This window comes from Marivita lacus, from assembly GCF_014637725.1.
GTDB classification, from domain to species: domain Bacteria; phylum Pseudomonadota; class Alphaproteobacteria; order Rhodobacterales; family Rhodobacteraceae; genus Marivita; species Marivita lacus.
This window is the reverse complement of record NZ_BMFC01000009.1, coordinates 130,189-143,970: the sequence shown is the minus strand read 5'-3', so window position 1 is coordinate 143,970 and position 13,782 is coordinate 130,189. Positions and strand designations below refer to the sequence as shown.

The 13,782-nt window shown below is 60.3% G+C and carries 9 protein-coding genes; 6 read left to right on the top strand and 3 right to left on the bottom strand.

From position 1 onward, the window contains the following. Positions 1–250 precede the first annotated feature (250 nt). The 3 genes from IEV82_RS16130 (at position 251) to IEV82_RS16120 (ending at position 2,681) form a co-directional block, all read left to right on the top strand. Positions 251–859 (top strand): helix-turn-helix domain-containing protein, encoded by a 609-nt coding sequence (locus IEV82_RS16130; RefSeq protein WP_188483054.1) that lies wholly within the window; start codon positions 251–253, stop codon positions 857–859. Between the two features lie 143 nt (positions 860–1,002). After that, positions 1,003–1,407 (top strand): helix-turn-helix domain-containing protein, encoded by a 405-nt coding sequence (locus IEV82_RS16125; protein ID WP_188483053.1) that lies wholly within the window; start codon positions 1,003–1,005, stop codon positions 1,405–1,407. Further along, a complete protein-coding gene (locus IEV82_RS16120; protein WP_188483052.1) occupies positions 1,407–2,681 on the top strand; it encodes a type II toxin-antitoxin system HipA family toxin in 1,275 nt (424 codons plus the stop codon). Before IEV82_RS16125 ends, IEV82_RS16120 begins: the two co-directional genes overlap by 1 nt. Here IEV82_RS16120 and IEV82_RS16115 read toward each other — a convergent pair. Both IEV82_RS16115 and IEV82_RS16110 read right to left on the bottom strand, forming a co-directional pair. Then, positions 2,678–4,012, bottom strand: a complete 1,335-nt coding sequence (locus IEV82_RS16115) for a type II toxin-antitoxin system HipA family toxin (RefSeq protein ID WP_188483051.1) — start codon at positions 4,010–4,012, stop codon at positions 2,678–2,680. The two genes, IEV82_RS16120 and IEV82_RS16115, sit on opposite strands and share 4 nt — an antisense overlap. Before the next feature lies 1 nt (position 4,013). Continuing rightward, complete coding sequence (locus IEV82_RS16110) at positions 4,014–4,262, bottom strand: helix-turn-helix domain-containing protein (RefSeq protein ID WP_188483095.1); 249 nt, start codon at positions 4,260–4,262, stop codon at positions 4,014–4,016. A 293-nt stretch (positions 4,263–4,555) separates the two neighbouring features. Between IEV82_RS16110 and IEV82_RS16105 the strand changes: the two genes are divergently transcribed. The 3 genes from IEV82_RS16105 to IEV82_RS16095 all read left to right on the top strand — a co-directional run bounded on the left by IEV82_RS16105 (position 4,556) and on the right by IEV82_RS16095 (position 10,158). After that, positions 4,556–4,807: a helix-turn-helix domain-containing protein gene (locus tag IEV82_RS16105; RefSeq protein WP_188483050.1), complete on the top strand. Its 252-nt coding sequence runs from the start codon at positions 4,556–4,558 to the stop codon at positions 4,805–4,807. Continuing rightward, positions 4,807–6,210, top strand: a complete 1,404-nt coding sequence (locus IEV82_RS16100) for a type II toxin-antitoxin system HipA family toxin (protein ID WP_229747867.1) — start codon at positions 4,807–4,809, stop codon at positions 6,208–6,210. The genes IEV82_RS16105 and IEV82_RS16100 overlap by 1 nt, the downstream gene beginning before the upstream one ends. 93 nt (positions 6,211–6,303) lie before the next feature. Further along, positions 6,304–10,158 carry a hypothetical protein gene (locus tag IEV82_RS16095; RefSeq protein WP_188483049.1) on the top strand — a complete coding sequence of 1,285 codons (3,855 nt, stop codon included), beginning with the start codon at positions 6,304–6,306 and terminating at the stop codon, positions 10,156–10,158. A 153-nt stretch (positions 10,159–10,311) separates the two neighbouring features. Here IEV82_RS16095 and IEV82_RS16090 read toward each other — a convergent pair whose 3' ends face one another. Further along, a complete protein-coding gene (locus IEV82_RS16090) occupies positions 10,312–13,770 on the bottom strand; it encodes a phospholipase D-like domain-containing protein (protein ID WP_229747866.1) in 3,459 nt (1,152 codons plus the stop codon). Positions 13,771–13,782: the final 12 nt, after the last annotated feature.

The following is a 13,782-nucleotide window of genomic DNA, read 5'->3' as shown; positions in this document are numbered from 1 at the left end:
CGCGCTTTCCGGAGCGTGTGCCGTGTCCCGTCTCCATTGCGCCGCGCCTTCCGCATCGCGCATCGCGTCCTTTGCGCCGCGTTTCCTGCCTCGTGCTGTGCGCATCGCGTTTCCCGCATCGCGTCCCCTGCACCCCGTCCAACCAAGCAAACCCACCGAAACGGACTCCAAGCCCCTGATCCGCCTCCGCTGACGCTGGGAGGCGGGGGGCTTGGAGGAAGTTGGCAAGAAATAGGAACGTAAACTTCACATGCGCCACCATCGCAAACTGACCGACGACGAACGCCGCCAGATCATCGAAGCCCGCGCCGAGGGCACCCCTGCGGCCCTGCTGGCCCGCCGCTTTGGCGTCTCGACCCGGACGATCTACAACACGCTGAGCCGGGCCAAAGGCGCACGCTCTGCTTCGACAACAACGATCAGCACCCGCCTGAGCGCGCGCCAGTTGGCAGGGCTTCAGGCCGCACTGGCACGTCGCGGCATCACCGACCAACCCGCCGCCCTGCGCCGTCTGATGGAGGCGGCCGACATCCTGCTGCGCCCAGCCGATCCGGTCGTCCTCGACCACCTGCAAGCTTGGGGCGCGCAGGTCGCCACCGAGGGTGCAGCGGTCAACCACATCGCCCGCAAACTGAACGAGGCCAAGCTTCGCGGCCGCCCGCTGCCCTTCACCGATGACGACATGACCACGATCCGCACCTTCGCCGGGGGCCTAGTCGAATTCGCCGAGGCGTTCCGCATCCTTTGGGAAGCACAGCTGGCCGCGAAGACGCGCGAGGTCGACAAGGCGCTGGAGGGGTTGGGGGCGCAGTCAGAAGCATTCGCCGACGCCAGCCAACCCAATTTGTCTCGCAAGTAAAACAGAAAATTGATTTTTGTATCATTTACAAAACAAAAACCGACTGAAGACATAGGGTGGGGGTTGCAACGGGGGGTTGGTTCATCATATCTTTGGTATCACAAGTAAGACAAATAAAACCTTTCTGACCGAGATGCGGGACAATGACTACCAGCACCGACAAAGCAGCACGCACCAAGGGGAGCGCGGTTCATCCCTCGATCGCCCGCGGTATCGCGCGGCTTGGGCAGGACATCTCCCGCGCACGCCGGGCACGCCGGATATCTACAACCGACATGGCGGCGCGCATGGGCGTTGGACGCAGCACGCTGCACCGCCTGGAACAGGGCGATCCGGGCGTCTCGCTGAACACACTGGCGATGGCCTTGTCGGTTCTGGGGCTTTTCGACCGGCTGGCCGACCTCGTCGATCCGGCATCGGATGAGCTCGGATTGATGCTGGCGGAGAAGACGCTGCCCAGGAACATCTCCCGTCGAAGGAGGTCACCGTCGGAGAAGAGCCAAGGTCCGGCTGCGCAAGCCGCTGACGACGCGCCGGAGGGGTGGTGATGCCGACACGACGTATCGATGTACGGATCGGCGACCGGGCGGTTCCGGTGGGCGAATTGATCTTCGAGGCGGACGGGACCCGCGAAACTGCGGCCTTCACCTACCATGAAAGCTGGCTCGCGCTTAAACGGGCCTTTCCGATTTCGCCGGACATGCCGCTCGGGGCCGCACCCTTCTACGGCCGCCGGGACGGTGAACGCTTTGCCCTTCCATTGTCGATGACGGACACCGCGCCCGACAGCTGGGGGCGCAAAATCATCGAATTGCTGCGCGGTACGCAGTATCTTACCGAACTCGACTACCTGCTTGAGTCCGACGATCGCCTGAGGATCGGGGCCTTGCGCTATTTCGACGGTCCAGGGGCGGAGGCCACTGCGCTTGCCCCACCGCGCGCGGATGGCGTGAACGTGCCACGCTTGCACGACCTTGACGAAGTCATCCGCCAGGCGCGCGCCTTCGAGGAAGATCCCGCCGGTTATGCCCGACGTCGCGCCGAGCTTGTTGGCGGTGATCTTCTGGCCGAAGCGGTCGGCTCTCTGGGCGGTGCCCGGCCCAAGGTGAATGCGCGCGACCGCGAAGGTGCGCTCTGGATCGTCAAGCTGCCCAAGATCGACGACGACTATGCAGTCGCCCGCGCCGAGGTCATGACGCTTAGACTTGCGGGTGAGGTGGGCATAGACGCCTGCGTCGCGGATATCCTGAACACCTCGCAACGGTTCCCGGCCGCTCTCATCCGCCGCTTTGACAGGGTCGGGGCCGATCATTCGGACCGGGTCCCGTTCATCTCGGCCCAGACCTTTCTGGGATTGAGCGGAACAGCCGCAAGCAGCTACGAGGACCTTGCGATGGCGATGCGCCGCCATTGCGTGGATCCTGCCGGGCAGATCACTGAGCTGTATCGCCGGATGGTCTTCGGCATCCTGATCCGGAATACCGACGATCATCTGCGCAATCATGGCTTCTTGCGCGCGCCCGGCGGCTGGCGGCTGTCACCGGCATTCGACATCAACCCCGAACACCGTCCGGGCGGCCGGATGCAGACCGCGATCTCCGAAATCCATGGCAACCTGCCCTCGATCGACGCGGCGCTCGATGCCTCCGCCTTTTTCGACATCGACAGGCGGACTGCGGAGCAGATGACCGGTGACATGGCGCGCCACATCGCAGGGGCCTGGCGCCGCATCGGTGGCCAGCTTGGCATGGATGCCCGCGATTTCAGCGCTGTCGGCGCGGCAATCGAGACCGAGGATCTGGCGAAGGCCTGCCGCCTCTAGATCGGACTTAGCAGGTCCCCCATCTGCGCCGCCCGCTGGATCGCATCGCTTGCGATCGGCTCGCTGACCGCCGCCGGGACCTGTTCACCCACCGCCAGAAGCGTCCGCTCCAGCGCAGGGCCCAGCCGATCGGTCATGTCCTGCAACAGCTCCAAGGCGCGGCCCTTCGGCAGACCCGCCGCGCGCCCTTCGGCCTCGAAGTGACGCGGCACGATCTCGTCGATGCCGTAATGGCCATCGATCGACATGGCGAGGCGGTAGCGCTTTCGCTGCAGCCGTCCGGCGCGGACGACCGGGGCGATACTCAGGATGTCATAGAGGGGCGCAAGCGTGAACCGCGCCCGGCGCCCCAGACGCAGGCTGAAGTTCTTGGCGTGCCCGTCCGAGGCCCCGATCAGGAAGAAGAAAATCTGCGCCCGGAAGAACATCTCCCGATCCTCGATGGGCGTGTCGGATTCCCGCAGAAGCTCCATGATCTGCGCGACACCGGGGCCGCCCAGCCTCTGGTACTTCATGGCAGAAGGATAACCCAGCGACTGGCAGATATCCTCTTGCGGCAGGCGTTTCAGGGTGTCGCCGTGCCAGACGCGATCGAACCGCTCGACCGACAGAACGACCTGCCCGGAAAGGGTGAGCTTTTCGACATGCGCGACGGGCAGACCGATTTCGCGCGCCAAGGTCATGCAGAACAACTCGTTCTCGACGCTGTCGCTCAGGTCGATCTGCTCGGGGCCGGGAATGATGCCCATGGGCGTCTTGAAGATATGGCTGGTCGGCGTGATGCCCCGCGGCTTGGCCCACTGCCCGTCGATACGCAGATAGGCCGTCTTCTCCTGCGCGCCTGCGATGGAAATCCGGAAATCCTCGTCTTCACCCTGGGCGAGCGGCGCGGCGGCGAGGTTCTTCAGGTCGGCGACCATCTCCTCTTCCGAAATGACGCGATACTGCATGTCCTGTTCGGACGGGGCCTCTTCCACCGGCAGAAATTGCAGCGCGCCGACACAGTCGCGCCCCAGCACGGACAGCAGCGAGAACACATCCTTGCCCTTTGCGCCTACACGCGCAGCGATCTTCTCGCGCAGCTCGCCTTCGGCATCGGGCAAGAGGTTGTCGAAGGCGGCGACAACGGGATCACCCTGCCATTTGAGCTTGGTCAGCGGAAGGGCACTGGCAACCGGAAAAGCACCCTCAGATGCGAGCCAGCCAGGATCATAGGTGAACGCGATGGCCCCATCCGTTGCGCGGGTTAGCGTGCCCACCCTCGCCCTTTCGTACCAGACGGCTGTCTTGCTTTGGCGTGTGCGGCGACCAGCACGGGCGATGCGTGCCATCTCAGGGCTGCCCCGGATCCGCTATACGATCCGTCGCGGACAATTCCGCACCCAGGGCCTCCAAGAGGCGCAGGTAGACATCGAGGCTGACGGAAACGACACCGTTCTCGATGTCGGAAATGGTGGATTGTGCCGTTCCCGTCATCTCGCCCAGCTGCTTCTGGCTCATCTTCCTTGCCGCGCGCCGCGCCTTGAGCACGGCCCCGGCTTGGCGCAGGCTTCGGATGGGATATGCAGGCAGCGTGTCCATGGCATTTTGATAGCTCAAGGACGATATTGTGTCAATATAGCGCGAGAGCTATAAGCGTCGCATATAGCCCATGGGCTAATTCTCAATCTCTGTGCGTAGGGGAAATTCATGCCGACCGACATCAAGAAGCCATGCCATACACGGTCGACGATCCACCACCACTTGCTCGGCAGAAGGCGAAGACGAACGCAGATGGAAAATGTCTTTGGGATCATAAATCGTAATTATCACCCACAGAACATATTGATTCAATATGATCCTCCGATCATCTTCCCCGGGAAAGGATCACCCGGATGGATCAGATCGCCCGCACCACCAAGGACCTCGGCCAGACCCTGCGCGCCGCCCGCAAAGCCAAGGGCATTACGCAGGCCGAGCTTGCCGCCCGCGCGGGCGTCTGGCAGCGCACGGTGTCCAACATCGAGACCGGCGCCAGCGGAGCCAAGGTGGACACGATCTTCGACCTGCTGGCAGCGCTCGACCTCGAACTGCGGATCGTGCCGCGCAGCAAGATGACGCAGCGTGATCTCGAGGACATCTTCTGATGGGGCGCAAGCGCGCCTATGAGCCGATCGACGTCTACATGAACGGCCGCCGCGTGGGGCAGTATTTCCGCGCGCCGGACGGGGCCTTCGCCTTCACCTATGCGCCGGAATGGCTGGCCTGGGAGAACACGCTGCCCATCTCGCGCGCCCTGCCCCTGCGGCCCGAGCGCTACACCGGCCCGCCCGTGATCGCGGTTTTCGAAAACCTGTTGCCCGACAGCGACCTGATCCGCCGCCGTGTGGCCGAACGGGTGGGGGCGGATGGTGTGGACGCCTACAGCCTGCTTGCGCGGATCGGGCGCGATTGCGTGGGCGCGCTGCAATTCCTGCCCGAGGGCGAGGTGCCCGGCGACGCCCGCGCGCTGACCGGTGAGCCGTTGAGCGACGCCCAGATCGGCGCCATGCTGCGGGATCTGGCGCAGACCCCGCTTGGCATCCGGGCCGAGCAGGATTTCCGTATCTCCGTCGCCGGTGCGCAGGAGAAAACGGCGCTTTTGTTCCATGACGGCCGATGGGTGCTGCCCACCGGCACAACGCCGACGACCCACATCCTGAAGCCTGCCATCGGCCGCCTGCCCAATGGCATGGACCTGATCGACAGCATCGAGAACGAACACTTTTGCCTGCGCTTGCTTGCAGGCTTTGGCCTGCCCGTGGCACGGACCGAGATCGCGGATTTCGCTGAGACGCGCGCGCTGGTCATCGAACGGTTCGACCGATTGCGCGCCCACGACGGCCGCCTGATCCGCCTGCCGCAGGAGGATTGCTGCCAGGCCCTGTCCGTGCCCCCGACCCGCAAGTACCAGAACGAGGGCGGCCCGGGCATCGTGGAGATCTGTGATCTGCTGACCGGCAGCGACGAGCCGCAGCGCGACCGGGCGGATTTCCTGAAGGCCGTGGTCCTGTTCTGGCTGATCGGGGCGACGGACGGGCACGCCAAGAACTTCAGCATCGCCCTGATGCCCGGCGGGCGCTTCCGCATGACGCCGCTTTACGACGTGCTGACGGTGCAGCCCTCGCTGGATGCGGGGACGTTGCAGATCAAGGACATGAAGCTCGCCATGTGCGCAGGCAAGGGGCGACATTACCTGGTCGCGGACATTCACGGGCGACACTTCGTGGAGACGGCACTGGCGGCAGGGTTCTCACGTGAACAGGTGTGGGGGTGTTCGAGGATATTCGGGAGCGGGCGAAGCGGGCATTTGACAGGGCACAAGCAGAGATGCCGCCGGGGTTTCCCGAGGGGCTGGTGGCCGCAGTCAGGCAGGGGTTCGAGAAGAGGGCGGCGCGGCTGGTCGCGGGGAACGGCGGATGACGTGCGGGCGGAAAGCGGCCGTTCCCTTCAGCGGCCTTTTCGACACGGTAGTGGTTGGGAAGCGGACATTAGATCTCCGCAAACTTAAGAGGCGATTAAGCTATTGGTTGCGTCGTCAGTGTTCCCAAATGTCGTGTGCTGAATTATACAGAGCTACAAATTATTGTGTGGCGGTGTAGCTATGGCCATCTTCGATATTGAAAAGGATGACCTACTTCGGTTGTCCGATGAACGACTGGAAGAGTTGATAGCGCGCCTTTCAGAGGCGGAGGTCGCGGCACACGGCCATAGCCCTGCGAGTGTAAGTTGGTCAGGCTCGATCAAGGCACCAGATGAAGGTATCGACATTCATGTGGAAGTGGATACCTCCGAACTGGAAACGGGCTTCCTGAGCCGTCCGAATACTGTTCTCCAGTCCAAGAAGGACTCTATGCCAAAGTTTGCAATCGCGGCGGAGATGCTGAAGGATGGAGAACTAAATCCAACCATCGCAAACCAAGCCCAGATTGGCGGCAGCTACATCATCGTGAGCCTCGCCGACGATTGTTCACCACCGATGAAGAAGGATCGCCTCGAAGCCATGCGGGCAGCGTTGGCCAATGACCCAAACAAGGACAACATCCACCTCGATTTCTTCGACCGTTCAAAGCTGGTCCAATGGGTGCGGCAGCATCCGTCCGTGTTGCTGTGGCTGAAGGGTAAGCTTGGTCAGGGTTATTCAGGATGGCAACCTTATGGAGCCTGGAGCAACCCGCCCAAAGGATCACCTGACACCCTTATCTCTGCTCCAGGCGTGACTGTTCACGTGCCGACTGAGCGAGGTCAGGAGTTATCAATCGAAGACGCCATAGAACCTATGCGTCGGCTGATACGCACATCAAACAAAGCGATCCGCATCACGGGGCTTTCTGGAGTTGGTAAGACACGCATTGTGCAAGCGCTCTTTGATGAAACTGTCGGTACCGACCCGCTCGATAGAACTATCGCGGTCTACGTTGATACAGGACAAGACCCTGATCCTTCCGCATCTGCTATGCTGGACCGTCTAATTGCCGAAGGCCGTCGTGCGGTGATGATCCTCGACAACTGCCCCTCCGATCTGCATTCGGCACTAGCAGCCAAGGTGTCTGCCGGAAGTGGTGATGTCAGTCTGATCACGGTTGAATACGATATCAGAGACGACAAGCCGCAAACTACCGAAGTGATCCACATCGAAGCGAATGGACCGGACGTAGCCGAAGAACTTCTGATGCGCCGTTTTCCCGAAATTGGACAGGGTAACGCAAGGCGGGTCGCCGAGTTTGCCGATGGCAATTCCAGGGTTGCCTTGGCGATTGCAGAAAGAGTTGAACAGGGTGAGAGTCTAGCCCAACTGTCGAACGCCGAGTTGTTTGACCGTCTTTTCCAACAGCGGAAAGGAGTCGATGGTGATCTTCGTGAACAGGCCGAGGCTCTGTCTTTGGTGTATTCGTTCTCGGTTTCTGACCCAGAGGTCGGTAATAACGAATTAGAAGTCCTTGGCTCGATTTCAGGGCATTCAAGGGCCCAATTGTTCAAGGCCGCCAAGAAACTAGCAGACCGACATGTCGTGCAAAGGAGAGCCCATTGGAGGGCGATATTGCCTCATGCAGTCGCAAACAGGTTGGCAGGCTCTGCGCTAGAGAGCGTCCCTGTAGAGACCCTAAGATCAACGTTTGAGGCACCTGGAAATAGCAGGCTTCTAATGTCGTTCGCACATAGGCTTGGCTTGTTGCATGATCACCCTGTCGCCAAAGAGATCGTCGAGGCATGGCTGCAAGCTGATGGTCTGCTAGGCCGTATTTCCGACCTCGATGAGAACGGATCGAGAATCCTAGACTACATTGGACCTGTGGCACCAGAAGCGCTGCTTGATCGGATCGAAGCCGAACTCACCGCTCCCGACTTTCAGGGTATGGAGCCGAAGCATAATCCCCGCAGGACCACGATCCTCAACCTGCTGCAGTCCTTGGCTTACGAGGCCCATGCCTTTGAACGCTGCATGGCACTGCTGATCCGCGTTGCGGACCATGAAGATGAAAACAACAATTATGATGCGGTAAGGGATAAGATTTCGAGGTTCTTTCAGCCCTATCTTTCAGGCACTCATGCTTCCCTGGCGCAACGCCTCGTCATCGTAGAGAGTTGTCTGAGCTCCGAGGGTGCGGGACGGCGTTCCTTGGGTCTGAAGCTTCTTTCAACGGCACTCGATGGACCGCCATGGACGGGCTTCGGTCTTAACGAGTTTGGGGCAAGGCCGAGAGATTATGGATACCGCCCCAACCATGAGCAACTCGTGGAATGGCGCACTACCTTCATTGATCTGGTAACTCGGCTGGCAAATTCTGACGATGATGACATCAAGGGCAGTGCACGGCGGGTCCTAGCGAATGAGTTTCGCGGTCTTTGGCATCAGGAAGCAATGCGGGATAGGCTTGTCGAAGTAGCGCGGGCGATCAATGATCACGAGCCGTGGGGAGCAGGCTGGAAGGCCGTTCGTTCGATCATCTATTTCGACCACACAAAGGACAAAAATGAACCTGAACCAGAGCCGCTTCCCCAGGAACTTGCTGATCTAGATCGCGATCTAGAACCACGCGACCTGATTGCGAAGATCAAAACATACGTGCTTGGTAGCGGGCATGACTACTGGGCACTTGACGACGAGTTCGATGACAGCAGCGACGACAAGTATCGTGCGGCTGAAGATCGGTTGGCTGCAAAGGCAACAGACTTGGGTGAGAGCTTTGCAGCTTCAGACCATACCCTCGATGAGTTAGGGGATAACTTGTTCTCAAACGACTGGATGCCCTATCGCAGAGCGTTCGGTGTCGGCCTTGCGAAGGGGGTCCACAACTATCGTGAAGGTTGGCAAGGCTTGCTGGAACACCTCGCTAATTCATCCGGTTCGAACCACGACTTTGCGGTGATAGGTGGCTTCATCGAAGAGGTCGCAGCAAACGATTACGGACTTTCAAGAGAACTCTTGGATGAATGCGCAAAACACCCACAACTTCAGAAAGTCCTCGTGGGCCTGCATCCGTGGAACGATTTCACGGAGGCCGATCTTGATCGGTGCATAGCCTTGCTCGATCAGGAAGAGACACGAACCTGGATGTTCGGGCCTATCCTTTGGCGAGACAACTACGCGCATCTACCTGCTGAACGATTGTTGGAGCTTGCACGGAAGCTGGTGATGAAGTCGGGCGGCGACGACACGTTGCTCGAGGCACTCAGTATGAAGCTTCACAGTAAAGACCCTGTGGTCGATACGCTAGGACCCGAACTGAGGAAACTTGGGTTGAAGGCGGCAACCAAGTCCCTGCTGGCCGATCACAGCGACCCTGGTGGCAGCAAGGATTATCGCATGGAAACCGTTGTCCGTGCCGCACTCAGCTTCGATGGTAATGAAGCTGAGAAGACTGAGTGGGTAGATACGATCTTTTCCGTCGTGGACGAGCGTTACGGTTTTATTCATTCGTTTGAGAAAGCGATTGAAACAACGGCAGGGCTTATGCCCAAGGAATTTCTGAACCGCGTGTTCCAGGGGACCGAAGATCAACAGCATCGACGTTCATACTTCATTCGACACGGTGGCATACGTCGCTGCCCTCTCTCCAAGGTCGATGTGGTCGACTTGATAGAGTGGTGTCAGCAAGGGAACGAGCCTGATGTCTGGGGTTTGGTCGCGTCAGGCATCAAGCTTTGGGAGAAAGGCGATGGTCACAGGGACGGCTCTTCCATTACGGCATCTGCTGTTGAGTTCCTTGAAGCCGCACCAGAGCCAGAACCAGTTCTTCACGCTTATGCAGATCGTGTCACCCCATCGTCGTGGTCTGGAAGCCGTGCAGACGTCATGCAGCCACGGGCTGATGCCATTGCGGAACTGATACAGCATGAGCGGGAAGACATAGCTCAGGCCGCAAAGTCGGTGTCAGGTCAACTGGCCAAGGAAATCGAACGAGAACGTGTGCGTGACAGACATAGAGATGAGGAACGCGAACAGCGCTTTGAGTGAAATCGCGCAACAAGCACGACCGCTGTGATTTCGCAGTGGCAGCGAATGTCCGGTCTGGCGGGCCGCACCGCAGCGGCGGGTCGTGGCCAACGTCGGCAAGGGCCGCTTGAGCCAATGAATTGGCCGCCGCACCACTACCAGACGCCCACGGCGTCACTGCCGGGCTTCAAAGATCACCGCCACGCGGCTCAAGATGTCCACGGGCTCCCCTTCGGACAGTACCCGGCACGCCGCAATCAGATCATCCATCCGAGCGCGGACGGCATCGCGAACGTCGGCGGGTTGCGCGCAAAAAGCCGTGTAGATCGCGTCAATTCCAAGGTAATCGGGGATTTCGCCGCCCGATGCGCTGCGCTGGCTTACGGCTTCCTTGGCCTCGATCCAGAAGACATCCAGTTCGTGCGCCCAGGCTTCGGCCAGTTTTTCGAGCGCCGGCAGGGTCAGATCTCCAAACTGCCTCTGGCCGCCATCTGTCACTGTACGGCCGGTCAAGAAGCCTGCCAGGGAAGCCAGCAGGGAAACCGTGCGTGCCGGGCGGATATCCCAGTGTGTCAGTTGGCCGAGTGTGCCGCGCAAACGGTCTAAGGTTGCGGTCAACTGTGAAAATTCAGGGCGAACGTCATGAAGGCCGAGGCGGCGCGTTTCCGCATAGGCATCCGAGAGAAGTCGAGCGGCTTCTGTCTGATCTCCGATGATCTCTGCTCGCCCACCATCTTCGCGCACAGCCAGAAGGCGGGGAGGCAAGACGGTTGGGTCTTGAGGGCTGCCAGTACGCCCTCCAAGTAGGAGGATCGTCACGGGTTGCCGTGATGCAAGCAGGGACAGTTCTGCACCCCACAGGCCGCGCGGATTGGCGCTTTGCACACGTTCGAACACCTCGCGCGGCACCGATCGGCGCAGCCCCTCGATCTGATCGAAATAGTTTCCAGACCGCAAAATCCTTGGCTTCTTGATCTGATCAAGAACCAGATCAGTCAGATCTCCGGCAGCAAACTCGACCAGTTCCGAGGGCAGGTCATCCGCACCGACCCCAGACAGTAGGGCGATGCTGGCAACACGGGCGCGTGCCTTGTGATCGGACGACAGAACAAGGCCCGGCAGATCAAAGGTGTGGTAGTGGATGCGCGGGTTTGGGCTGTCGATCCTGTCGATCCGACCCAAGCCTTGGATCAGGCTTTTCACGTCTGACGTCACCCCGATAATCCCAAGTGCTGGCGCAAGTTGGAGGTTGATCCCCTCCGCCATCTGAAAGGTCAGGAACATGGCCCGCGGCTTCATGGTATCGACATGCTTCCCGTCGATTCCGAAGTATTCCTGCGCTTCGGCCCCGGATCGGATGTGATGCATCTTTTTGCCCGGTTTGATCCGGGCACCTGGGGCGACCACATAGACCTCGGGGCCCCGGCCTCGATGCCCCGCCAAAAGGCGCGCATACACCTCGAGCACGCCGACGCGTTCGGCGAGGAAGATCGCGTGACCGTGCTTACGCAGAATACCGCGCATCACCTCGGCACGTGCCTCGTCGATGCTATCGAGGCTCGCATGGTTCAAAAGGCGCGTGATCCTGTCGCAAATCGGTGTCTGGGATTCTTCGACCTCGGACGACATTTCCTCCGGCAGAACACCTTCAGGCACCGCCAGTCGGCGCATGTTTTGCCTTTCGGCGCGTCGCAGGTTCTCGCCGATTGAGGCGCGTCCTCGTTGGTCGGCTTCGCTGTCGCGTTCTCGCGCCCATTCTTCGCGTGCGAAGATGATTGATGCGCGGAGCAGTGCTAAGAAATTACGTATGTGAATTCGTGACTTATCGTGAAACTTGATCTCTGTCTGGCCTGCGCGTTGCGGATCTGCGGAGACAAGGGTGATCCCAGTCGTGATGCATTCGGCCAGGGTCTTGATCCGCGCAATGATCTGGCGCTGCTGGTCGGTGAGCGCCGTATCTTCGCGATGGCTGCGGGTAAGCGGGTAAACAAATGCACCGCTTTTTCTGTTGGCACTTTCCCCTATGCAAGCGCGCTGGCGGCGCACCACATAGGGCGCGAGGGCATCCGCCAGGCCTTCCTGCAACGCGCTGATTTGCAGGCCGTCTGCTTCAAGCTGGCGTTCAATGCCAGCGACATCTTCCCTCAGACTCTCTGCGCTGTGGAATAGGTCTTCCTGCACATTCTGCGCTTCGATGCGACGATTGACCTGATCCAGCTGCCGAACAAGTTCCCCCCGTGCGCGCACCTTGGCCATATGCTGATTGATCTGATCTGTGATCACCGGCGGCACATAGATGGACGCTCGCTTTTCATGGAAAGCGAGCAAACCATCGAGCCCCTGGTTGCCCATCAACGTGGCTGAAAGGCAGGCCGTCCAAATGGCCGGGCTTCGTTCAAACACCAGCGAGCGCGCAGAAGGCGCAAGATAACGCGAGCTTAGCCTGTGGCTTTCATCCACGATCATCGACGCAGACGAGCGGACGGCGCGGTTGATTTCATCCAACTCGGCGGCCTCGTCCTTTTTCTGGCGAGACAAGTGGCTGTGCTTGATTGGCTTGAAATTTGCGGGGGCATTCGTCGTCCAGTTTTTCAGAACGCTGGCGGGGATCAAGGCGAGCGAACCGAGGCGTTGCTGATCTGCCCGCTCACCCCATGAAAAGACGGTCTGCGCATGGCTGACCGGCAGCACGGTTGCCAGGTGCTTTCCGATGTCCGTTTTTCCTGCCCCAGTCGGGGCCTCGACGAAAGCAAAGCCGTGTTCGTAAACTGTTCCCGCGGCCTCATAGACCAGGTCTGCTTGAAATGGTTGAGGCGGGCGACCTGCACTCGTGTTTCCAGCCACGCGCCAAGGTGTGAAGGTCGTGGCTTCGTGAACGGTCCGCGCGACCGCCTCCTCGGGTGTAACCAGCCGGATGAGCGAGCGCAGGATCTCCAACGCTGTTTCAGTCCAGGCGCGGCCCATCTCCCAGTATTGCTCTGCGGCAGCGCGCCTTGCATTGGCGACGTCCGGCCAGGCATGGGCATCGTCAATGAATTCGAGGTTGCGGCGCAGACCATTGATTGAAAAATTCGCGCTGCCCGACAGTGCAGAGCCTTCGCCAATAATCAGCTTTGCATGCAGCATAGGCGGTCTGCGACCCAGCTGTGCCTCTGCAAGGGCTGGATCGAAAGCGCGAAACTGGATGATGCCACGCTCGATCGCATCCATCGCGAGAACGGCGCGAAGGTCAGCCAAGTCGACAACTGACAGGCCCCGAGCACCGAGAAAATACTGGCGGGCTTCCTGCGCGACTGACCGCCCGCCACCCCCAAAATGTCGGCGGCCGTCCGTGTTCGATCCGAAAACGATACGGATGCTGCCCTCTGGCCGTTCTGCAAGATCATGGACGGCATCAAGCACGATTGTCAGGGAAGACAGGAAATCTTGGTACCCGGTAACAATCAGGCAGCGCGGTTCCTGCAGCACGGATTTGACCAGGGTATGGACCGGGCGAGTCGCGTTGTCGCCCCATGCGTCGCGGCCCTCCGAAGGTGGGCCCTCTGACGCGTTCTCTTGCCGGTCGCCATCGCCGGTCCGAGAGAAGAAGCGCGAGATCAGCCCCTGCCGCTCCATCTTTTCCCTTATGGCCATTTATCGATCGCC

Coding starts and splice junctions, on each gene's coding strand:
- IEV82_RS16130 (WP_188483054.1), top strand. CDS start 251: ATGCGCCACCATCGCAAACTGACCGACGACGAACGCCGCCAGATCATC.
- IEV82_RS16125 (WP_188483053.1), top strand. CDS start 1,003: ATGACTACCAGCACCGACAAAGCAGCACGCACCAAGGGGAGCGCGGTT.
- IEV82_RS16120 (WP_188483052.1), top strand. CDS start 1,407: ATGCCGACACGACGTATCGATGTACGGATCGGCGACCGGGCGGTTCCG.
- IEV82_RS16115 (WP_188483051.1), bottom strand. CDS start 4,012: ATGGCACGCATCGCCCGTGCTGGTCGCCGCACACGCCAAAGCAAGACA.
- IEV82_RS16110 (WP_188483095.1), bottom strand. CDS start 4,262: ATGGACACGCTGCCTGCATATCCCATCCGAAGCCTGCGCCAAGCCGGG.
- IEV82_RS16105 (WP_188483050.1), top strand. CDS start 4,556: ATGGATCAGATCGCCCGCACCACCAAGGACCTCGGCCAGACCCTGCGC.
- IEV82_RS16100 (WP_229747867.1), top strand. CDS start 4,807: ATGGGGCGCAAGCGCGCCTATGAGCCGATCGACGTCTACATGAACGGC.
- IEV82_RS16095 (WP_188483049.1), top strand. CDS start 6,304: ATGGCCATCTTCGATATTGAAAAGGATGACCTACTTCGGTTGTCCGAT.
- IEV82_RS16090 (WP_229747866.1), bottom strand. CDS start 13,770: ATGGCCATAAGGGAAAAGATGGAGCGGCAGGGGCTGATCTCGCGCTTC.